Origin of the sequence: Pseudomonas trivialis (genome assembly GCF_001439805.1) — a bacterium.
Taxonomy (GTDB): domain Bacteria; phylum Pseudomonadota; class Gammaproteobacteria; order Pseudomonadales; family Pseudomonadaceae; genus Aquipseudomonas; species Aquipseudomonas trivialis.
The window spans coordinates 59282-79589 of the sequence record NZ_JYLK01000011.1 but is presented as its reverse complement, the minus strand read 5'-3'; the positions used below and the strand labels follow the sequence as shown (position 1 = coordinate 79589).

Sequence of the window (20308 nt, the reverse complement as noted above, 5' to 3'; positions counted from 1 at the left end):
GTGTTACTCCTGTGTGGTGGCGTCGCGCAGTTGGCGATATTTCGCCGGGTCCGCGTTGTAAAGTGCGGTGCGCTCGGTTTCGGTCATGTCGGAAAACTTCTTCGTGGCCTTGCCACCTTGATCGCCGGTCGGACCGGCACCCTGAGCCCTTGGCCACAGGTGTGTTGCTGTTTCACGCAGTGATTCCGCCCATTCGAGCGGCGACAGCGGGGTTTTCCCGTCCTTCCCGTAAACGACCTCGCCGTCACGGTCAGTGGCGATTGCCTCGCCGTCTTCACTGAGTTTGAAAGCGCCCCGGGCGCGCAGGATGATGTCCTCGGCAGCCTCGGGGAGTGCGCCGGCCTTGATGGCAGCGGCGCGGATGGAATCGGCCAGCACCTTGTCGCTGTACTTGGCGGCGAATTGCTCGGCTTTGTCAGCACGGGCCTTCTCGGCGGCCAACTTGGTGTCGTAGTCGGTGCGCAGGCGCTCGGTGCGGCGACTGATGACCTCGTCCAGCTTGCCCTCGGCAATCAGCTTGGTTTCCTCATCCTGGCCAACCTTGGTCAGCAGGCCCTTCACAGCTGCGATGTCCAGGCCTTCGAACTGGCCCTTGAAGCCGTCCAGTTCTGTTTTAGTGGTCCGTAGCGAGCCAAGCAGCTCGGTGTTTTTGTTCTTGAGGCCCAGGGTTGCAGCCTCAACGGCTGCGGCAATGGCGGTCTGAACTGCCGGGTCTTCAAGATCAATCTGGTTTTCGTCTGCCACTTGGTGCACCCCTTGGGTTTGGTCGGCCCGCTTTGCAGGCATAAAAAAACCCCGGCATGGCCGAGGTTGGTATGAATCTGTTTTTAGTTCAGTCGCTCAAGGTGAGCATATTCTTGTCTATGGAGGCATTGAACTCATGCAACGTTGTGCTTACGACAAATTTCAATCCTGAAGCGTTGCCACGGCAGTATTGTTCAACGTATCTATTGATCTGCCGGTCAAACCCTGGCGTCAAATGCAGGGAAATACTATCGCCATAGGTCATCGCCGCTGGTAGCGGGTGACTCCCCAGCCAAAATTGGTGGATATGTAGGTAATTTCTCGCATGGGGCGACTGTACCGAAACGCCTGTCACCTTCACCGGACGCTTTCCATCTGATGTGATCCCGAGGGCAATGAACCAACCCTCTTCTCCAGTATTGGTGATGGCCGACCGAACAGAAACCCGAAGGCTCTCAACATCCTCTCTGCGTTGCTTATCAGCCAGCCAAAGAGTGGTGAGAACTGCTGCCAGTGCGCCAATACCAGCAACCCATCCGCCAAGCATTGATAGGACAGGCACGGTCTCTGTAATGAACTTGTCGCGGTTGTTGCTGAGGCCAAAAGAGAGCCCGAGCAAAAAAACGAAGCCAATAACGGTGATGAATACTAAGAGCAGAAATGCCCAAAGCAGCAATTTGAACATCAGCTATTCCTTAGCGACTAAATGCAATCCTCGCATTATCAGGTAATCGGCGAACTGTGTCCTGCTCGGTGCGTACGGCGGCGGTCGCATGCGAAAGCCAGGCTTATCGCGCTTGAGCCCCGTGCGCCGGCCATTGGACTCAGTGCAATGTGTTGGCTCTTCGATCTTGAAGCCCTGCTCGGCGGCATATAGCTCGACCGCCAGCCTTACCTGGCCCCACTCAAGCTCAAAGGGCACGAACGTCTCGGACAGCGTCTGGTATTCGATCTTGCAGTCACGCCGGGGCCAGGCCATTGCCTGCTCAGGATTGGCCTTGCGACCCTTCCACTGGCGAACGTTGATGTCGGCGGCAGCGCGCAGCAGCAGTTCGACCTGGTCAGTCTCACCTTCAGGTATCCGGAACCCGTAGTAGTCGCGGTAGAAGGTCAGCTTCTCCAGTGGCACAAAGCTATTCGCGTCTGGCCTGCCCTTCCCATCCTCAACAATGATCTGCATGCGCTATCTCAACCTGGTGGAGCGCCGAGTGTAACTCCTGCTCGGGTGAACATGTCGGGCTCTGCGTCCTTGAGTTGCTCCAATGTCAGCGGCTTGAACGACTTGTCTAGCTGCAGCTTGGCGAACTTCTCCGGCGTCAGCCCTCCATCGCGGAACAACTTGCCCCGGACCGGCCCGAGGGCATGATCCTGGAAGCTCGCCGGTTGCGTTGCCAGCCACTCGTAATAATTCAGGCCTGCGTCGACCTGGGCCCCGCCGTTATCGCCCACCGAGGCGCGCGTGGCGTCATTGGCGAACATCTGCGAAATCCTGGTTGTCGGCACCGTGGTTGACCGGCAGTTGATATGCGCCGGCGGCAAAGGGCCTTTTCCCAAGTCGAAGCGCATCCCGTCCAGGCCCTTGCACTGCTGCGAGGTCTTGCGGTCGAGTGTCGACACCCAGCGATAGCCCAGCACCACATCGCTGTTGGCCTTCAGCGTTTCCATTCGTGCCGTCGTGGCCACATGCTGGATTGCCGTCTGCACCACGGAGGCGGCGTTGCGGTTGCTCACTGCCAAGACGCCGTCTGTGAAATTCTGCGCCGCAGTACCGCGAATCGCCTGAATGATCTGGGCATTGGTCTGGCCCTGGCCGAAGCCGAGCCTGATAGTGTTCGTGACGCGCATCGTCTCGGTTCGCGTCCAGCCGCTGACGAAGCTCTTCAGCAGCTTGCCGCCGTCGATACCCTTCACCTGCAGCGGATAGGAGAACACCGCCGCCCGGATCACCGTATTGGTCGGCACCACCGCGTCGATGCTGAGTGCATTGCTCAGGCTTTTCGCCTCGAACGTCGACTCATACAGCGCGAGGTCGACCAGATCGGCCTGCACTAGGTCGCCGTAGGCCTTGTAGATATCCAGCAGCTTGCCGTCCACCCTGGCCAGGAACTGCTCAAGACGGTCCCGGCTGTAGGTAGTCAGCTCCTTGCGAGTCAGCTGATCCCGCACCAGTTTGTCGATCTGGCGCAGGTACTTCTCGAACTTCTTGACCTCGCCGGCCTTAAGCCGCTCCAGCATTACCGAGTGTCGGGTCGTCTGCTCCAGCAGTTGGCTGTCCGCCTGCGCCAGGTTTGTCGATGGCATCGTCTTTGTCCAAGTTTATGCCGGCCGACTCGCGTTCGTCGCTGATCAGGTCGGCTTCTTCGTCGTAAGGGCGCTCCGGCAACTTGCCGGTAGTGAGGTACTGCCAGTAGGTGTCGGCGCTGATCGTGCCAGCCATCACGCCCTTGAGCAGCTCGGCGAGAACCTGGGCGTCGACCACCGGGGTCACGAACTCAGGATTCACCTTGAATTTGACCTGCTTGGGGTCGTAGCCCTTCCACTCGGCGGCGTACCGCAAGCCCTGCTCCACCGCCTCGGCCACGGTAATGACGATGCTGTGCAGCGTGGCGTGCTGGTCGTTCTGGCGCGTCTTGCGCGCCTCACCCGACTCGGTGCCGGCCACGTCCATGACCTTGGCGCCCGCTTCAAGTGCGGCGTTCTTCTGGTCATCCATGGCCTTGCGGACAGCTTCAATGCCGGCGCCCTGGAACTCCAGGTAACCGCATTCGCCGTTCGGGCCAAGATCCCATGCCGCCGAAGGGCCAGTGACGCTCAACTCCACCGCCTCATCCAGACCAGAGACCCACGGCTGCGGGTGGCTGGTCTGGTGCAAAGAGGTGAAGTAGTCAGCGCTCAACTGGTAGGACTTAAGCGCGGCCCGCGCCATGGTCAGCAGCGGCACCTCGTCGACTTCCGGCGAGTTGTCTGTCGATCCGCAGTAGATCACCGGCAGGTAGGGCAAGCCTTTGACCAGGCGGTTATCCGTCCCGGTAGTGCCCAGCGCCCGCTCGTCGTCGATCAACTCGCCGGCCTCATTGCGTACGGCGGTGTAGCAAACCCGGTCGAGCATGAAGAACTCACGGAACACCGCGTCGCAGTCATGGGTGTATCGATCGCCGCCCTTCTTGCGGAACTCACGAAACACCGAAAGGACCAGGTCTTGGCGGCCGCCTTGATCAGCAGTGTCCCAGTTGATGGCGTTGCGGGTGGCGTAGGTCGAGAAATACGGCTCGCCGCTCTCGTCGATGTTCACCACCAGCGGCACCCGGCCGTGCGAGATAGCCTGGCGCACCATGCGGAAGAACAACTGCTTCAGCCCAAAGCCGTCAGATGTAGCGTTGTCCTCCAGCCCTTTCAGTCCGGCAGGCAGCTCAATCTCCGGGATAAGCCTCGATACTAGGCCCATCATCGAGCGCAGAGAATCACGCACCCAGTGTTCGTACTGAGCCCGGTTCGTGTAGTTCTCGTAGAGATACTTGTTGGCGGCAGCGTCGATCTTCTCGGCCTCCACCATGCCGCTCGGCTTGGGCAGATTGCGCTCGTTGCGCTTTACCGCGCACTCACCCTCGAGCGCGTCGTCCATCATCTCCCACTCGGCGATGTGCACGTCGTAGTCGGGGTTTGTCGATTGCACTGGCATCAGGCCAAGCCTCCAATTCGGCGTGTTCCGCCTGTGCGTTTGCGTCGGCCCATCGAGACGGCGAAGTAGCGGAAGGCGTCCGCGCCGTGCGATGACCAGTCGTGAAGTGGTTTGTCTTTCCAGCAGCCCCGCTTGTCGTCCCACTCCTTTCGGTAGTTCTCCAGGCAGGAAATGCCCAGTTCGCACTTGGACTCATCGAAGGCGCAGGCCGGAAGGATCTCCCGAACCTGCTCAATGCCTTCGTCGATGCCGAGCTTTGGGACAACGCTGAACTTGAGGCTGTATTTTTGTCCGTCGATCTCGTAGCCCTCCCGGGCCAGTTCGCGCCGGGTCTTGCCGTCGCTACCGAATTCGCGGTTGTCGATGTCGTGCGGGCCCCAGTGATCGCCGTACGTGTACTTGCGATCCTTGAGCACCTTCATGTAGTGCCGCAGGCCTTCACCGCTGTTCTCGTAGAAGTCGATGATGTGGTACTCCTCGCCAACAATCCGAACGAACCAGATCGCCGTGGAGTCGCCGACGCCGATATCCCATATCGTGTGCACCGGCAGATGACTGTTGTCCGGTAGCGGGCCGATCCTCTGTGCGCCATACAGCTTGGTGAACTGCTTGGCGTAGTAGGCGCCCTCGATCGACTGCTGAAAGGCTTCCGCCGGCAGTGACGGGTATTCCCGCTTCATGTCGTCGCCGAGAGTCTTCTCCTTGGCGGCGTACCAGGCGCGCTGGCCTGGGTTCGTGTCAATGCCGTGCTTCGCGAACAGCTCGTTGAAGTAGTCGGTCAGGCGCTGCGGGATGACAACGTCAGTCGGGTCAAGCCAGTAGGCCTTGTTCTTCCACCAGGAAAAGAAGAAAAACTTCCAGTCCAGCAGGCCCAGGGGCACACCTGATAGCTGCTGGCGTTCGGCACTCTGCGAGTAGTCGAAGAAGTAGCCCGCCCGGCCCTCCGCCGTTGATTCGATGGTGACGAAACAGTCAGTAGCCACGGCCTCAAAGGCACCGGTGACGATCTCTCGGGCCTTGTGAGGGAACTTGGCGCAGATCTTCCCGAACTCTGACACGTGCAGGTAGCGCAGCGTGCCTCCCCGAAAGGACGTGGACACGTAGAGCGATCCGCCCTTGCTGAACACAAGCTCACCAGCAGCATCGTTAGAAGCAGGATTGGCGGCGCGTATCTCAGCCGGAAGGTTGTCGTAGGCATATTTGACCTTCTCCCGAAACAGGCGCTTGGCGTCGTTCAGGGTGTGAGCTATCAGGGCGCACTTGGCCGACTCGAACAGCGCTGCGTCGAGCTGGATGATGCAGCACTCGGTTGTGAAGCCAAGCTGCCGAGCCTTCAAGATGATGTTCCGGGTGTGCATCCCGTCGAAGTATTCGATCTGCTCATCCGTCATCCGGAAGCGGACCTTCTTGCCCTGCTTGTCCGTGATGAAGTAGAGGTTGTTCAACCGCCAGCGCTTGTCCCGGAGCAGCTTAAAGTGCTCGGGCTTCATGTCAGGCTTCCTTCGATAGATCGTCCATCAGTGCAGCCAGGTCGCTGACTGTCTTGTCGCCGGTTTCGGTGTCGAGGTTGTAGGCCTGGCGCTCACCCTTGATGACTTTGAGTTGGGCATCGACACCAGCGTTCAGGGAGCGGGCGAAGTCGCCGGCGTTGTCTGGGGTCACGTTCATGTCTGCCAGCGCGTCACTGAGCTTATCGGCGATGCTGCGCCACTGAGCCAAACCGACTCGGTGCGCGAGGATCACCGCAGCAGCCTGGTCGGACGCCTCTTCGATGATTTCAGCATCGGTAACCACTTTCGACTGGTTACCTTTACTGGTTACCGCCGTGGTTACCTTCTGCTTGGTTGCCGCTCGAACCTGGTCAGTCAGGTCGCGCTTCCAATCTTCTTTCTTTGCTCGCTTCAGGATGGTCGCGTGGTTTACACCATGCGTCTCACCTATGGCACGAACTGAAAGCAACCCGGCCCGGTAGGCACGTTCGATTGCCTCCCAGTCGGGTTGCTTGGTTGTCATAAAGTGCCTCAGGCAGGAATAAAGCAGGATTGCAAGAGTTGTGGATGACTGGTATTGCTTATCGCTCACCTAACGCCAGGAGCAAAAAATGTCAGGGTCCATAGAAACCATCGTGAACAACGCTATCCATGGCCGAACAGCGGAAGTAAAGCGCGCCACCGCAGTAGCTGCTGCGCTTGAGATAATCGCGGCAAAAGTTTCGAACTCCCCCGGTCACCACGGCCAAGTGGAACAGGAGTTTGAAAGCCTTTCCAAATATGCCGATCTGATTGAGGCGGCAATAAAACCGAAGTGACGCGCCCGTGCCGCACTCACCTGCGGCACACCTAACCCGCTTTTGCAGGCTCGATGCTCACCGTGCGAATTAATCCGCCTGTGCCGGTGTCTCGCTTGGAAGCCATCTCTACCGCCTGATAGGCAGTGGCGCCCATGTCCATTGCCGTGATGGCGTTGTCCGATCCGCTACCGATTGCATACTCGTGGTCGACCGGGTACTTGAATAGGCGTCCTTCACTCCAAATGATCTCTGTGACGCAACCGCCGAATGCGACGATCGCCTGGGCATCACACTCTCCCTTGATCTTCGCGCCAAAGAAGGCATCAATCAGATTCAGAATGTCCGAGGTCGAGCCACAGCCGAAGAAGATATAGCCTTCGCGCTCGCGCTTCTTGTCTGCGCTATCAGTGATGATCCTTCCATCGCATGTGCGGCGAGAGTCATAGGCGATCACGCCGTCCTTGTAGGCAATGGTCGTCATTTGATCACCATCTTGTGCGTCTGTGCATGCGCATGACCGTGGAGCAATCCAACGATCAGCCCCTGGGGCAACCCAGCAGCCTTGGCGGCGTCCACGGCATCGGAAATAGCCTTGTCGAGAGCGCTTACCGCAGCATTGACGTCCGGGCTCATTGGCAGCACATGGCGCAGGCGGGTTACCTTGCCCATCAGCTGAATGGATCGGCAGGCTTGGCGATGGAGCGCACGAACCACATGAAGCCCTGTTGCAGGTTGGTCTTGGCCAGAGCCAGCAGGCGTGGGTCAACGCCTTCAATCTGGCCGATCTGCTTGAACAGCTCGCCGGTGTCAGCTTCCAGCGCCTTGATGGAGTTCATGCCGTCGATTTCGGACTGGCTCAGGTCGCGATAGCCGGTGATTTTCTTGTGCTGGTTGTCCATGGGTGATTCCTCATGATTGAGCGCCACGATTTGGCGCATTCGAAAACGTGGCGCGGTATTGTCTTATCCGGCCCGCTGACCTGAGATGACTTCGCCAAGCGTCAGGCCGTGCCGGCTACGCTGCGATTTGATCCCGGCGGCGATATCCTTGGCGACCATCCCGTCAGCAACGTCATCGGCGATGTGCCCATTTGCGAACTCACCGATGACACTGGAAGCGGCACCGGCCTGCGAGCCGTCTTGATTCGACGTGGCTTCGTAGCGGGTCACGACATAACGGGTGACTGGGCGAACTTGGTATTCGTTACTCATAAACCCTCCGGCCTGCGCACAGGCTGATTATGGGTGAAGCGTGTCTGTTACTTGCCCCGGCGCTCGACACCACCAGGCGCCTTGTCACAGCTCATGCAGTGCTCGCAGTTGAGCGTGCGACACAGCCAGGCTTTAACCGGCTGCCAGTAAGTGACCATGAAGATGTGGCGGGCACCGGCCAGGGCCAGGGATACATGCAGCGTCAGGCCAGCACTGGTCGGGCCAAAGAAGATGTTTTGGCTGCGGGTCATCACGACGAACCCGCTGATGGCAATGGCCGAATAGATCAGCTTGCCCAGGATTCCGTCTCTCACCTTACCGCTCAGTACGCACCAGGTGGCCCACAGCGCTACCAGGCCGCAGGCGATGGAGTTGATCAGTTCAAGATTCATGGTGGGTTGCCTCCCCCGAACCGCTGGCGGATGAGCGCCCAGAGGTCAGCGGCTTTGATGGCTCGGTTGATTGCTGCCAGAAGCGAACCGCCGAACGTGCCCAGCAAGAAGCCGATGCCGGCGACGATCTTCGGCTCAGTAACATTCAGGTAGGCGCTGACCATGCTCGTCAGGTACAGAGAGCAGGCAACCCCGGTGACCAAGAACACCATCCAGGCTCGCCAGTCGGACAAGTCGTCCTTGTGCCACCAGCTCGCAACAACGGCCCCAATCAGGCCCGCAATCAACAATTCGAACCTGTCGATCTTGTCGAGCAGGCGCTGTAAATACTCCATGCGCTCTACTCCGTGGGGCATGTTTGGGAATTGAATCGGCTCACACAGCACTCCCAGCTCGGAGCAATGGGTGTGGTGGAGCCGAAAACGAAAAAGCCCCCGCATGTGCAGAGGCCCTGAATAGGTGCGCTACAATTAATGAAAATTGTATTAGGGTGAATTTCTATGCGATCGATGCCTAACTCAGCCTGCAGATCATGCGGAAGACCTAGCGCCAGGCATTCAAACGATGCTTGTTTGTCAGATATTGGAGGCGGCCAACGCTGCAAGGGTGCGCTTCATTCCATTGGGCCGAATGATTTGCATACATGCACCCGATGCTCAGGATCTGGTCGTGAAGAGGGTCGTACCTGCCCCGTGTGCGCAGGATTCGGACAAGAATACCGCCCATAAACGCAAAAACCCGACGCTATGGTCGGGTTTTCTTGGATCAACGCACTCAGTGTGACAAGTGCCTTTCGGTATATCCAGCACCCTGCGCATTGAGCTCTGCCATCCGGCTCGCTCTCCACTCAGAGGCCATCTTTAACGCTTGCGCATCTCCAAGCTTTTTCCGGGAGAAACACTTGTACATCGACTTTCCATCAATCCCTTGGGCCGACGCTTGGTAGTAGCCTTTGCTGGTCAGGCTAACGCCGGTCGTCCCCGTGGTGTTGGTGGCGTACTGGGATTTGTTGCGCATGTTGCCAACGGCTTCGACCAGGCGAAGATTGTCGAATTTATTGTTGGTGGGATCACCGTCGATATGGTCGACCTGCACCCCGTCAGGGATCTGGTCGCCAGTTATCAAGGAGTAAATCACTCGATGAGCCAGCTGGACTACTCCCCCCAACTGAATCTGCCAACATTTTCGACCGGTCTTCGCATGTTCAAGAAGCGACCCAGCAGGATCGCCCTTTCGAACAGAACCCCTTCTATCAACAAGCCATCTCAATCCAGTATGAGACGACTCGTCGTATGCAACCAGACCGCAAATTTTATTTAAATTCATGGCAGGTTGCCGAAGGCAAAATTATCAGGATGGCGAGATAATGCCACCAGCCGCACGGGAACGCAATAGGCCCTCATGCGGCCTCGCGCATTTCGTAAATTACGGCGGCAACCGGACTCAGTGCGCGCCGGTCCAGATCCTCGCAGCACTCGAAGATCAGCTGCAGAACACCACCCCAATCACGCTCCCAATTGCACGACTCTAGGCGCACGCCGTAGACCTGCCACATCCATGCCCGGAATTTCTCGGCGTTGGCCAGCGGGTCTTCGTTCGACGACTGCCCGCCCTGGTGCATGTGCCGGTACCGCCGCATGACGCCCTTGACCACATATTCCAGCTTCTCGCGTTTGGCCGTCGTCATCCGTGGCGATCTGTTCTGCACCATGAGGAACGCAACCTCTTCAGCCGCCTCTCGGATGTCGTCGCTTTGCTCGGCGGCGTACATGAAGTCACCGAATACGCGGATCTGCGGGTGCAGCCGGGAAATTGCCGACTGGATATGCCCAGCCAACGCCCCGTGCACCGCGTGGTTTGCCGTTGGCCCGCGCTCGGTGTTCTGCACCACCACGCCAAGCTGGACGACATCAGAGTTCTGGCCGGGGGCTGGGTTGTAATTGCAGTCATGCCACGCTTGGCGCGCTGAGTTGATCTTCATGCTACCTGCCCCTTTTTCAGTTCTCTGGTCTTTGCCCGGTACGTCGCCTTGATGGCCTTGATCTCTTCCACGGTGAACTTGCACGGCGGGTGCAGGCCTTCCAGCCAGGCCACCTTCTCGGCGCCGATGCGCAGCACCAGGCGAATGCGGTACTCCACGGCGTTGCCAGATAGGTTGCGGTTGCACTTCACGCATTGCCGGTGGATGTTGAGCGGTTCGAAGCGCAGTTCCGGACAGGCGCCGACGGATCGGTAGTGCCCAGCGTCCCAGCGGCTGCCGGTCATGAGGTCGCTGTCGTTCGGCGTCGAGTCGCAGCTGATGCACGGCAGGTGGGCGTCACGCAGGCGCACGTACTCGTTCACCGCCGCCTGGGTTTCGCGGAGGTGATCCGCCCTGCTCTTCAGCTTCTCCTTGCGGACCTTGATGTCCTGGCGCTCGATGTCGGCCAGAGCCTTGCGTGCCTTCGGTTCATGCCTGGGCGCGTCGATGATTGCGCACGCCGGGCTGCACACAGCCTGACCCATGCGCGAAGGGACGAATGAGGCCCTGCACGTAGCAACGCGGCATTTCTTCGGCTTGGCCGGCTTCCGTTCGATGTTCATACAGCCTCCTTGGCGGGGAACACCGTCCAGTTGCCGATCCCATTCCACACACCGGCACCGCCCATGTGATTGATCGAGCCGGGGCTTGCGCCAAGCGAAACAGTGAAGAACCCGAACCAAACCTGTGGTGCATATACCCACGATGGGAATTTTCGGCCCTTAAACCCGTGGACTTTCCCGCATGCCCAGCAGAACCGAGTGAACGATGCGGCGGCGACCGCGGTGTAGATCAGATGGCCACACACTTTGGCCAAGTTCCAAACCAGCCATCCGTTGAATACAAGGCCGCATCCAACGACCCACCAAACAAACCAGTTTATTTCGCTCATGCGGCCTCCTTGAATGCTTCGAACTCGGCCATTTCGGTCAAGCGCTCTTCGGTGAGCGTCGGCCAGTCATGCAGCACCAGGTACGCGCAGCACTGTCGCCAGAAGTCTTGGAATGTCTCCTCCCCCATTGAGTCGTAGGAAAGGCTTCGGGGTGTCTTGCGGGTGAGCTGGCCCAGGCCAGGGATGTCGAACGCTTCCTCGTCGCAGTACACGCCCGACTCCAGTTGCAGGGCCTTGATAGCGTCGTGGGACTGCTTGCCAGAGAACCGGTCGATGTTCTGGCTCAGCACTCGGCCCAGTCCATGGACCAAACCGTTGAACCGTGGGTTGCGCGGCTGCTTGAGGTCGGCGCGGATCTTCGTGTTGATCCGAAAATCACGCTCCCGCAGGATCGAGCGGTCCGCGTCGGAGGACGGCACGAACGCGGCCACCTCCTTGCCGGTGGCTGGATCGACCAGGCGGCGCAGCACCAGGTACACGGGCATTGGGCGGGGCTTGGCTGATTTGGTCATGGCCTACCTCCCGCTTTAACCCAGCGCCGGACGTAGAATTCACAGCCGCCCGTGAGGGCCACGCCATTGGCCTTGCCGAGATGCGTTTTAGGCGTCCCACAGCCGCAATGGCACTTAGGCTGACGGCCGCGGCGCTTTGGGCGCACTTCCATGTACAGGATGTGCTCAGCCAAGCCGCCGACGTGCCCCCAGCCAGCAGTGCCACCGCGCATTGCTGCGGATCGAGCCGACGCCGAAAGTTGATTCAAGTCAGTCATGACTGCTCTCCCTTGCCCATGGCGGCGTCAATACGCTGATCAGCGTGACGACAGACCTTCGCACCCATATCACGCACGATTCTTCCCGCACACTCACTGTCCCGCAGCCAGCGATACCTTTCAGCATCCTTGCGCAGCGCCTCGTTCTCAGCCTTCAGCTCAGCATTCACCCGCTCGTAGGCTTCGTAGCCGGTCTTGAGGCCGGCGACTTCGGCGCGGAGTTGGTCGCGCTCCGTTATCACCTGGTACAGGTCCTGGATTTCCCCGATCAAGCCTGTTCCGTCGCACTCCCCGCACTTCTCCATAACTGGCTCTGGCGGTTCCATGTGGCCGTAGGAATGCCAGTCACCAGTGTGCAGCGCCCCTTCCCCTCCGCAGTCCCGGCAGGTGCAGAGATAGCGGCCAAGTTCCTCGGTCTCGGCCTTGAGCTGGTCTATTTGAATATCAGCCTTTTTTAGATCAGCTGATTGCTGATCAAATTGCCAGCGCTGGTCCTTGCCGTAATCTTTCTGAATTTCAAGTTCAGCCTTGAGGTGGTCGCGATCGGTGACAACTTCGACAAGCTCAACTACTCGGCTCCACCCCGGCACGCCTTCAAGATCAGTCAGCGGCACATGCTGCTCTACGGCTCGCTCAAGGAGCTTGAGCAGCCGCTCGTTCTGGGCGATCAAGGCCTTGATGACTTGAGGGCTTGCAGCCTTGACGAATTCCAGCTCTGCACTGCAAAGCTCCGGCTCAAACCAGTCATCGCCTTCTGGCCAGCGCACGCCAGATTCAGCAAGCTCCGAAAGCGCGGCATCGGCCTTCGAATTCAATTCGCTGTAGGTTCTCATGGCTTCACCTTCAGGCCTGCGGCTTCGATGGCTTGCTGGCAGTAGCGGATAGCCTGATTCCAGTCGCGGTTGGCGCCGGATTGCTGCGGCAGATCGATTGCCAGCGCATCTCGGGATGCCTGCCATGCCGCCCAGGCCAAATTCATATGCTTTCCGCTTCTCCCCAAGTACCAACCGGCCACCGCCTCAAACCGAAAATCCAAATCCATTCCGCACTCAGCAGCGTCAGAAATGGCCCATACTTCAAACTCTTCACGCATCTTGTCGTTCATGTCCGCTTCTCCGCTGCTTCTGCGATCAATGCCATGCGCTCAAAGCGCTCGGCGGCCTGGCTGGCGAGATTGGCTAAGTCCGCCTCATCCACCACCGGCATGCACACGAAACGAATGCCGTGCTTGACCATGGTGTTAGCCATCTCAAGGGATTGGCGTAGCTGTGCTGGGTTTGCTCGCTTCATGCTCGTGACTCCAATTCCTGTGCCTGCTTGATCAGCAGCGCGCGGCGGTCTGCCAATTCGTTGGCTGCTTCAATCCGCAGTTCGATCTTTCGCTCTTCGCTGGCCCTGCGCATTTCCAGCATCGAGGACTTCACCAGCTGCAGCTTTTCACGCAGCACTGGGGCTGGCTGGGTGACGGCGCCGGTGAGCAGCCCAGCAATCGCGCGCCCATCCTCAGTGACAGGAGCGACACTCAGGTCTGCGAGGTACTTCTGGCCGCTCTCTCGGGGGATGCGCTTGAGCTCAATGGCCTTGGTGACGGCTTGAATGCGACGGCTCGCGTCGAATCCTACGGAGACGTGCCAGTTCACAGGCTTGGCATCCTCTCGGGATTGGCCGACAAACCGCTCGTACGCGCTGATGAACGCCATACGGGCCCCAATCTTGTCCCCGGCATCGAGCACAGGCTTGGCAGCGGCCAGGGCCAACTGGATTTCATCGGTCAGCACCACGGTTTCGTATTCGTCGTTCGTGGTCATGGCAATGGCCCACGCCTCGTCCTTGCCCGGACGGCCGTCAGCGGCCTGGACGCGCTGGAGGATCGCGGCCAAGGTCAGCTTCCCAGTCAGCTCGCGGCGGCATGACCAAAGTGCGTTAGCGATCACGTCCATCGGGTGTTCGGCCAGGTCCTCGGCCATCAGCTTGGCGGCTGGCGCGCTCAGCACTTGCCCAAGAGTTTCAGCAGTGGCACAGATGGCCATGCTCAGTTCAGCGGTTTCGGCGTAGGAAAGCATTGCTCTCACCCCCGTCCAGAATGCTGCGACTGGCCTCTTGGCCTGCGTTGAAGTTGGCTTGGGTATCTTCGATCTGGCGGGCGGTACGGGAATTCATCTGGCGGCCGGTGAGCCACATGGTGTGGTACGCATCAGCCTTGCCGATCAGGTTTTTCAGGCTGTGGCAGTCGTTGACGATTCGGGCGTCATTGACCGTGAGGTAGTACGCAGCAACGCTGTGAGCGACGTCGATACCAAGGCTTTCCACCAGCTTGCCGAGCATTCCGCCTGCCGCTGCGTTCCATACCGGCCAGCACTGGTACCGCTTGCGGTAGGCCATTGCGTAGTTCGCCCAGGCCTTGAACGTTTTACAGGTCTGGTCTTTTGGTCCTGGCATGTCGGCGGGGATTTCGACGCGGGGCGCATCGGGTTGATCAACCACCAGCACTAATACGCCGGATTGGTTCGGCTTGTCCGAGCCTTCCGGCAAGCTGTGATTGGTACCCTGATTGGTATCCTGATGATTGGTATCCTGATTTGTCGGATATTTATCCGACCCTTGCACGGATTTTTTTCCGACCTCGCTCGGAGATTTATCCGAGGTAGATCGGATATTTTTCCGACCTTTGTTTTTTGGCGGGGTCGGATATTTTTCCGACCCATCCAGCTTTTGGTTCCACTCGACGGCCTTCTCGGTAAGGCGAAAGAGCGTGATGTTTGACGTGCTGGAAAGCTCAATCAAACCAGCTTCTTCAAGGGCTTTCAGCATTCGGTAAGCGGTGTCTGGCTTATCAGTGAGCAGCGGTAGCTCCTCGACGATCTTGGCCTTGCTCAGCGCGAAGAAGATCCCGTTATCAGTCTTGATTGGCTTGGTCCAGCTCGGGCAGCCGTAGACGAAAGCGAACAGCAGGGCTTGCTGAGAATTCAGCCCCCATTCCAGCGCCTTCACCTGATTAATCGTAAGGGTGTATTGCATGTCAGGCCTTCCCGACCTTTGCGGCCAATTCAAGGAAGCGATCCACGTACCAGTGAGGCTGCGTCTCGCGGGGGCATTGAGGGCTGGTGAGGTTTTTTCCGTAGGCCAGGCCCTTCTCGGTCACGGACCAGAAATCCACCATTTCCTGCTTGGAGTTTTTGCGCTGGAGGACCTTGAGGAAGCCGTGAACCTCCAATGCAAGGTTGAAGGCGCGGCCTGTGCTGGCGATGGCGTGATCTTTGATCAGGGCGGTGATTGCCTTGGTAGGCATCGAAGAGCCGCCAGCGGCGTCAGGGGCGGCGTCCACTGCATAGCCTGGAAGAAACTTGGCGTCCAGGCCGTTGTTGGCGGCGATCTTGGCCAGCATCATCATCTTGCTGGAGTTCGCAGGCTTCAGCAGGCGGTCGAAGCATTCCAGAACGGCGAGTTCGCCGATGATCTTGGGGTTGCTCGGCAGTGCGCGGGCTCGCTCACGATCCTCAAGCGCCGTCATGCGATCGAACACCAACGCCTGAAGCTCGTAGCTGTACGACATGGCGATCAGGCAGGCTTCACGCTTAGGGAACACAAAGCACTTTTGTACGCGGCTACGGGCATCAAGGTAATCGGCTGAAAATTTAGCCGATTGATCGGCGCCAAGAACACGCGGCACTTTGGCGATCAGGTTCTTGTGCGTCAGGGTAGGCTGACCCTTCTCGCGTTTGGAGTTGATAAAGTCCACCAGCTCAAGGCTGGACATGGAAACACCGCGCGCCACGTTTTCCGATTGCGAAAATCGTGGCGCGAGATTGTTGGGGGTATTGATCGATTCTGTGTGTTGGTGCATGATTCGCTCCAGATGTTTGCCGCTGTAGAAAAAGCCACCCTCGTCCGGTGGCTTTTTTGTGTTTGAAATTCAGGCCGCCTTAACCGACGCATCCATCACGTCCAGGCTTTGGCGAACGTGGCTGATCTCTTGACGGATCAGGTTCTTCTCGAAGGTGCTGACGTGGTTGTCGCCTAGCGCCTCATGAACGGCGATGGTCAGGTCGGCCACTTCCTTCGCGACATTGATCAGCGACTTGGTGAGTGCTTCCGGCTTGGGTTCTGTCTTCGCCACCAGGTCAAAGCCGAACTCTGCGGCCAGAACTGCAAGCGGGCGCATGTCACCGGTGTGCAGCAAGATCCCGAACAGATGCTCAACCGTCAGGCGATGAGCATCGTTGTCAGGGTTGGCGCGCTGCAGGAGGCTCACGTGCGGAACACCCATCTTTGCAGCCAGGGATTTGGGCTCGTTGCCCTTCACTGCTGCCTGGCATGCATCCAAAAAGTCTTCCATTCGTAAAACCTCAAATTTGTTTCCGTGGCGCCCCGCAGGTGCAGAGGCGATCATTTGCTCAATGGAACGGCGGACAGGGTTGTCAGGCGGCGCCGCGCAGGACTTTATGTGCCAGGTCGAGAAGATCAGGGCGGAGACCTGCGATAGTGATTTCGCCACCAGATGCGTCTTGAAGGCGTTCCGCCAGATCGGCCGAGGCCTTTCGGTGACCACCTGCTAACTGCCAGAGGTGGCCTACCGTTGTCTTAGCGGCGGCAGCCACTGACTGGCGCCGTTCGTTTGAAGCGCTGGCGAGCCAGTCACGCAGATGGTCATTCATGGAATCTCTCCTTAAACATAGGAGAAATTTAGCTTATGGCTAATATATCAGCAAGGAATATTTAGCTTTGAGCACATTTAGCATTGAGCTAAACGCTGGCATTCTTGCCCGCATGGATATTTATGCGATTCGCAAGCAGAAACTGATCAGCCTCATAGGAACCCAGCGGAAAGGCGCGTGCGCCGAGCGCTGGGGGATGGCCCCTGCGCACCTGAGTCAGATTTTGTCGGACAAGACTGCGAAGAATTTGGGAGACGACGTAGCGCGGAGAATTGAGGCGATCGAGAAGCTGCCCAGAGGTTGGTTCGATTCCATATCTCTGGGGGAGTCGATGACTCTGGGCGACGATCAGATATCGGGCGACGAGCCAGGTGAGGCTTCAGCGCAGACCGCAGCAGACCAGATAAAGCAGATGCTTTCGAGGGTCAAAGGATTAACGGGCACCGCTCGTGACCGGATCATTGCGGCGGCTGACGAGACAAGCAACGTCATTACCGTCGACTTCTCTCGCCCAGGCCAGGTCGGTGACGAAGTGTGGATTGCGCACTACGATGTGCGCGCCGCGATGGGTGGCGGCCAGATCCCGCACGAATACCCTGAAATGCTCCAGGACATCAGGGTCAGCCCTAAGCACCTGCGCGATCTGGGCCTCACCTTCAAAGAGCACTTTCACTTGAAGATGATCACCGGGTGGGGTCAGTCCATGGCGCCGACGATCAAAGATCGCGACCCGCTGCTCGTGGATATCACGATCCGGGAGTTCACCGGCGACGGAATCTATCTCTTCTCGCACGACGACATGCTGTACGTGAAGCGCCTGCAGAAGAAAGGCAAAGACCGCTTCAAGATGATCTCGGACAACAAGCATCACGACATCGAAGAGATCCGCGTGGATGACACTCACATCCTGGCTAGGGTGCTTTATGTGTGGAACGGGAAACCGGTGTGACGCTATGTCTCTGACAAAGCCAAACCAAGACCTAAAACGCGACCTACAAGGCGTCGCCTCCGACCTCAAGTGGTCAGCCGTAGAGCTGATGAGGATTGCGGAGCGGCTGTCTGATGCAGGGTTTGAGCGTGATGCCAGGGAGCTGCTCACGATCATTGGAAGCTTTCCGGATGCCGAGGACAAGCTTGCCGGTTATGCGGATGAAGTGAAGGCGAGTCGGATAAGCCGGTCTGCGGAACAGAAAAAATGACTGCATGGCGCGAGCAGAGCTTCTGGAGCAAGGTTGGGGTCATTGCTTGGCTGGCGCTGCTTATGATGATACCCGGATACTCCGACGCAGCTGGTCTTAGCTGGGGCTCATCAGGCCGCAAGCGGGTGTTCAGCCCTGGATTCGTTGTGCTTTGCACCATCGTGGCGGTGGTTGAGCTGATAGCGCTGAATCAGTTCTATGGTGCCTAGTTAAATGAAGATCTGATTGGATTTGCGTGCGTTGTATTTACGAGTCGCTTTGTTGATACCCAGATATCATAAAAATTAACAGCGCTGTAGCTTACAAGGGATTGAAGACTATGTATCAGAGCGAAATAAGAGACAGCGAAATCACTGGTCTGTTTGAAAGAGTCCAAAAGAGAAATTATAAGAAATACATATACAAAATAATCATAGAGAAAGCTCGGGGATACGAGAATACAGTATTGACCTTTGACTTTCCTGTGACTGCCCTCATTGGCCCCAATGGAGGGGGGAAAACCACATTGCTTGGGGCTGCGGCGTTAGCATATAAAGACATAAAGCCTTCATTATTTTTCTCAAAAAGTGGCAGATTCGATGAAAGCATGCAGAACTGGAAAATTGAATACGAGATTATTGATAGAGATGTACGACAGCAGGACTCGATAAAGCGAACTGCAAAATTCACAAACTTCAGATGGAGTCGTGAAGCGCTGTCTAGAAAAACCAGGGTATTTGGCGTTTCTAGGACAGTACCAGCAACCGAGCGTCCAGACCTCGCTAAATGCATGTCAAGAAAGTTTGACGTAAAGCCATCTGCGATCAGCACTATGCCAGCAGAAGCAGCTCAGGCAGTCGCGACTATCCTTGACAAAGACGTAAGTGAATTTAGCTTCCTGAAAATCGATGCTAAAGGAAAGATCACACTATTAGCAGGGCAAACGGCGAAAGGTGATAAATACTCCGAGTTTCATTTTGGAGCCGGAGAGTCAAGCATCATACGCATGATTGTCGAGCTTGAAACCATGCCTGAACAATCTCTCGTTCTTATTGAAGAAATTGAAAACGGGCTTCATCCTTTGGCGACAATTCGCCTTGTAGAATATCTAATTGACCTCGCGAATCGGCGAAAGATACAGGTGATTTTCACGAGCCATTCGAATGATGCATTGAAGCCTCTGCCTGACAAAGCAATTTGGGCGGCCATTCGAGGGAAGCTTTATCAAGGAAAGTTAGACATTGCCTCTCTGAGAGCAATTAGTGGTGTAGTTGACTCCCGCCTCGCAATATTTGTGGAGGATCGATTCGCAAAAATGTGGGTGGAAGAAATTTTGCGAAACGTGAGTGGTGTCGCTGTTGATGCAATAGGCATTTATGCGATGGAAGGAGACGGTACCGCTCAACGGGTTCACAAGGACCACAATATAAATCCAGCCTCAGTACAGAAGTCTATCTGCATACTTGACGGAGACTCAAAATATATAAATAGCCCGTCGCAGCTGATCTTCAAACTTCCAGGCGAGAGCCCAGAGAGATACATTTTCAACAAAGTACTAGCCAAGCTGGCTGATATATCAGGCGAATTAGCAGTAGCTTTGCTTAGACCATATGAAAAAGCGTCTGAAATCGAAGATATAGTTCGGAGCGTTGCCAATACAAATCGCGATGAGCACACAATTTTTTCGCAAATAGGCAAGCGACTTGGCCTAGTTCCGGAAGCTAGGGTCAAAGAGGCTTTCTTAAGTCTATGGGGGCGCTGCTATCCGGAGGAATTAAAAGATTTCGCTGCTGGTTTCGATAATTATCTACCAAAGGAATCCCAAGAGGTGGTTCTAGGTTCCAAGGAATATTGATCCAATTTAGCCGACCAAAACCTGCGAGCCCCCCTACTGCTCGCAGGCATTTCGTCGCGCAGAGCTCTGGTCTCGGCAAAAACAGTCGTTCCAATGCATATTGAACCCGGCCTAGCGCCGGGCTTCTTGTATCTGGCATCTGAGCTGATAAAATATTCGCCCCTCTCGAATGGACTCGTTTTCATGCACCTATCCTCGATCCCACTGGCCTTCTGCGCCCTCTTCACCTGCATTTCCTTCGCCGCCCAAGCAGAAACCCCAAAAGAGAGAGACCTCCACTGCGCGGCCTACTACGAATTGCTTTCAGTAGCTGGTGATCAGCCCGACATAAGCCGCAAGCTTTCCTCAAAAGCTTTCTACGCGCTTCTGGTTCATGCTGGCGATACCCCGCAGGCTCAGGACGAAGTTGCGCAAAGATTGGTGGACTTGCGCAACGAGATACCCGGGCCGATGACACCAGCTGGCACTGCCAAGCTACGTGAAAAATACGACGCCGAATGCAAAGTCCTTCTGAAGGCCGCATGGTGCGAAGCTTACAAAGATCCTGGTGCTTGTCAGGGCTGATACCTTGGCGGTAGAAGCGTAAGCAGCGATCATCGAGCCCGGCATAGCGCCGGGCTTCT

General features: G+C 57.2%; 32 protein-coding genes. 6 read left to right on the top strand and 26 right to left on the bottom strand.

The annotated features are described in order from the left end of the window. Positions 1–3: 3 nt before the first annotated feature. The 7 genes from TU79_RS16690 to TU79_RS16660 all read right to left on the bottom strand — a co-directional run bounded on the left by TU79_RS16690 (position 4) and on the right by TU79_RS16660 (position 6436). Positions 4–744 (bottom strand): hypothetical protein, encoded by a 741-nt coding sequence (locus TU79_RS16690; protein ID WP_057009111.1) that lies wholly within the window; start codon positions 742–744, stop codon positions 4–6. An 88-nt stretch (positions 745–832) separates the two neighbouring features. Next, a complete protein-coding gene (locus TU79_RS16685) occupies positions 833–1429 on the bottom strand; it encodes a hypothetical protein (RefSeq protein ID WP_057009008.1) in 597 nt (198 codons plus the stop codon). 3 nt (positions 1430–1432) lie between these two features. Continuing rightward, the gene (locus tag TU79_RS16680; RefSeq protein WP_057009007.1) at positions 1433–1924 is read right to left on the bottom strand and encodes a DnaT-like ssDNA-binding protein; all 492 of its coding nucleotides are present in this window, start codon (positions 1922–1924) and stop codon (positions 1433–1435) included. Positions 1925–1932: 8 nt separating this feature from the next. Continuing rightward, positions 1933–3045 carry a minor capsid protein gene (locus TU79_RS16675; protein ID WP_175437647.1) on the bottom strand — a complete coding sequence of 371 codons (1113 nt, stop codon included), beginning with the start codon at positions 3043–3045 and terminating at the stop codon, positions 1933–1935. Continuing rightward, on the bottom strand, positions 2963–4423 hold the full coding sequence (locus tag TU79_RS16670; RefSeq protein WP_057009005.1) for a DUF4055 domain-containing protein: 1461 nt from the start codon (positions 4421–4423) through the stop codon (positions 2963–2965). Before TU79_RS16670 ends, TU79_RS16675 begins: the two co-directional genes overlap by 83 nt. Beyond that, on the bottom strand, positions 4423–5913 hold the full coding sequence (locus TU79_RS16665; RefSeq protein ID WP_057009004.1) for a terminase large subunit: 1491 nt from the start codon (positions 5911–5913) through the stop codon (positions 4423–4425). The genes TU79_RS16670 and TU79_RS16665 overlap by 1 nt, the downstream gene beginning before the upstream one ends. Before the next feature lies 1 nt (position 5914). After that, entirely contained in the window at positions 5915–6436 is a 522-nt protein-coding gene (locus TU79_RS16660) for a hypothetical protein (protein ID WP_057009003.1), read from the bottom strand. An 88-nt stretch (positions 6437–6524) separates the two neighbouring features. On the opposite strand from TU79_RS16660, the gene TU79_RS16655 reads away from it, so the two are divergent. Continuing rightward, positions 6525–6731 carry a hypothetical protein gene (locus TU79_RS16655; protein ID WP_057009002.1) on the top strand — a complete coding sequence of 69 codons (207 nt, stop codon included), beginning with the start codon at positions 6525–6527 and terminating at the stop codon, positions 6729–6731. A gap of 31 nt (positions 6732–6762) precedes the next feature. Here TU79_RS16655 and TU79_RS16650 read toward each other — a convergent pair whose 3' ends face one another. The 19 genes from TU79_RS16650 to TU79_RS16560 all read right to left on the bottom strand — a co-directional run bounded on the left by TU79_RS16650 (position 6763) and on the right by TU79_RS16560 (position 16652). Continuing rightward, positions 6763–7194, bottom strand: a complete 432-nt coding sequence (locus TU79_RS16650; protein WP_057009001.1) for a hypothetical protein — start codon at positions 7192–7194, stop codon at positions 6763–6765. Continuing rightward, the gene (locus TU79_RS16645; protein ID WP_057009000.1) at positions 7191–7382 is read right to left on the bottom strand and encodes a hypothetical protein; all 192 of its coding nucleotides are present in this window, start codon (positions 7380–7382) and stop codon (positions 7191–7193) included. Before TU79_RS16645 ends, TU79_RS16650 begins: the two co-directional genes overlap by 4 nt. Continuing rightward, on the bottom strand, positions 7382–7612 hold the full coding sequence (locus tag TU79_RS16640; RefSeq protein WP_033901764.1) for an Acb2/Tad1 domain-containing protein: 231 nt from the start codon (positions 7610–7612) through the stop codon (positions 7382–7384). The genes TU79_RS16645 and TU79_RS16640 overlap by 1 nt, the downstream gene beginning before the upstream one ends. Before the next feature lie 63 nt (positions 7613–7675). Then, positions 7676–7924 carry a hypothetical protein gene (locus tag TU79_RS16635; protein ID WP_057008999.1) on the bottom strand — a complete coding sequence of 83 codons (249 nt, stop codon included), beginning with the start codon at positions 7922–7924 and terminating at the stop codon, positions 7676–7678. A gap of 47 nt (positions 7925–7971) precedes the next feature. Then, on the bottom strand, positions 7972–8316 hold the full coding sequence (locus tag TU79_RS16630; RefSeq protein WP_057008998.1) for a hypothetical protein: 345 nt from the start codon (positions 8314–8316) through the stop codon (positions 7972–7974). Beyond that, positions 8313–8651 (bottom strand): hypothetical protein, encoded by a 339-nt coding sequence (locus TU79_RS16625; RefSeq protein WP_003175039.1) that lies wholly within the window; start codon positions 8649–8651, stop codon positions 8313–8315. Before TU79_RS16625 ends, TU79_RS16630 begins: the two co-directional genes overlap by 4 nt. Positions 8652–9090: 439 nt before the next feature. Continuing rightward, entirely contained in the window at positions 9091–9642 is a 552-nt protein-coding gene (locus TU79_RS16620; RefSeq protein ID WP_082638548.1) for an HNH endonuclease signature motif containing protein, read from the bottom strand. Positions 9643–9715: 73 nt separating this feature from the next. Continuing rightward, entirely contained in the window at positions 9716–10297 is a 582-nt protein-coding gene (locus TU79_RS16615) for a hypothetical protein (RefSeq protein ID WP_057008996.1), read from the bottom strand. Beyond that, complete coding sequence (locus tag TU79_RS16610; protein ID WP_057008995.1) at positions 10294–10899, bottom strand: recombination protein NinG; 606 nt, start codon at positions 10897–10899, stop codon at positions 10294–10296. Before TU79_RS16610 ends, TU79_RS16615 begins: the two co-directional genes overlap by 4 nt. Next, positions 10896–11228, bottom strand: a complete 333-nt coding sequence (locus tag TU79_RS16605; protein ID WP_057008994.1) for a hypothetical protein — start codon at positions 11226–11228, stop codon at positions 10896–10898. The genes TU79_RS16610 and TU79_RS16605 overlap by 4 nt, the downstream gene beginning before the upstream one ends. Then, positions 11225–11740: a hypothetical protein gene (locus TU79_RS16600; protein ID WP_057008993.1), complete on the bottom strand. Its 516-nt coding sequence runs from the start codon at positions 11738–11740 to the stop codon at positions 11225–11227. Before TU79_RS16600 ends, TU79_RS16605 begins: the two co-directional genes overlap by 4 nt. 253 nt (positions 11741–11993) lie before the next feature. Next, a complete protein-coding gene (locus TU79_RS16595; RefSeq protein ID WP_057008992.1) occupies positions 11994–12830 on the bottom strand; it encodes a hypothetical protein in 837 nt (278 codons plus the stop codon). Then, positions 12827–13102 (bottom strand): phiTE_015 family protein, encoded by a 276-nt coding sequence (locus TU79_RS16590; protein ID WP_057008991.1) that lies wholly within the window; start codon positions 13100–13102, stop codon positions 12827–12829. The genes TU79_RS16595 and TU79_RS16590 overlap by 4 nt, the downstream gene beginning before the upstream one ends. Next, complete coding sequence (locus tag TU79_RS16585) at positions 13099–13287, bottom strand: DUF1382 family protein (RefSeq protein WP_057008990.1); 189 nt, start codon at positions 13285–13287, stop codon at positions 13099–13101. The genes TU79_RS16590 and TU79_RS16585 overlap by 4 nt, the downstream gene beginning before the upstream one ends. Next, positions 13284–14060 (bottom strand): hypothetical protein, encoded by a 777-nt coding sequence (locus TU79_RS16580; protein WP_057008989.1) that lies wholly within the window; start codon positions 14058–14060, stop codon positions 13284–13286. Before TU79_RS16580 ends, TU79_RS16585 begins: the two co-directional genes overlap by 4 nt. Continuing rightward, the gene (locus tag TU79_RS16575; RefSeq protein WP_057008988.1) at positions 14035–15015 is read right to left on the bottom strand and encodes a hypothetical protein; all 981 of its coding nucleotides are present in this window, start codon (positions 15013–15015) and stop codon (positions 14035–14037) included. Before TU79_RS16575 ends, TU79_RS16580 begins: the two co-directional genes overlap by 26 nt. A gap of 1 nt (position 15016) precedes the next feature. Beyond that, positions 15017–15841, bottom strand: coding sequence for a hypothetical protein (locus TU79_RS16570; protein ID WP_057008987.1), 825 nt, complete (start codon positions 15839–15841; stop codon positions 15017–15019). A 69-nt stretch (positions 15842–15910) separates the two neighbouring features. Next, complete coding sequence (locus tag TU79_RS16565; protein WP_003175051.1) at positions 15911–16333, bottom strand: phage regulatory CII family protein; 423 nt, start codon at positions 16331–16333, stop codon at positions 15911–15913. Positions 16334–16415: 82 nt separating this feature from the next. After that, complete coding sequence (locus TU79_RS16560) at positions 16416–16652, bottom strand: helix-turn-helix domain-containing protein (protein WP_017479602.1); 237 nt, start codon at positions 16650–16652, stop codon at positions 16416–16418. Between the two features lie 112 nt (positions 16653–16764). Between TU79_RS16560 and TU79_RS16555 the strand changes: the two genes are divergently transcribed. The 5 genes from TU79_RS16555 to TU79_RS16535 all read left to right on the top strand — a co-directional run bounded on the left by TU79_RS16555 (position 16765) and on the right by TU79_RS16535 (position 20249). Further along, positions 16765–17601, top strand: a complete 837-nt coding sequence (locus tag TU79_RS16555) for a S24 family peptidase (protein ID WP_057009110.1) — start codon at positions 16765–16767, stop codon at positions 17599–17601. 4 nt (positions 17602–17605) lie between these two features. Beyond that, entirely contained in the window at positions 17606–17851 is a 246-nt protein-coding gene (locus TU79_RS16550) for a hypothetical protein (protein ID WP_057008986.1), read from the top strand. Continuing rightward, positions 17848–18060, top strand: coding sequence for a hypothetical protein (locus TU79_RS16545; RefSeq protein ID WP_057008985.1), 213 nt, complete (start codon positions 17848–17850; stop codon positions 18058–18060). The genes TU79_RS16550 and TU79_RS16545 overlap by 4 nt, the downstream gene beginning before the upstream one ends. 110 nt (positions 18061–18170) lie before the next feature. Further along, on the top strand, positions 18171–19685 hold the full coding sequence (locus tag TU79_RS16540; protein ID WP_057008984.1) for an ATP-dependent nuclease: 1515 nt from the start codon (positions 18171–18173) through the stop codon (positions 19683–19685). A gap of 93 nt (positions 19686–19778) precedes the next feature. Beyond that, positions 19779–20249: a hypothetical protein gene (locus tag TU79_RS16535; protein WP_083342406.1), complete on the top strand. Its 471-nt coding sequence runs from the start codon at positions 19779–19781 to the stop codon at positions 20247–20249. Positions 20250–20308 lie beyond the last annotated feature (59 nt).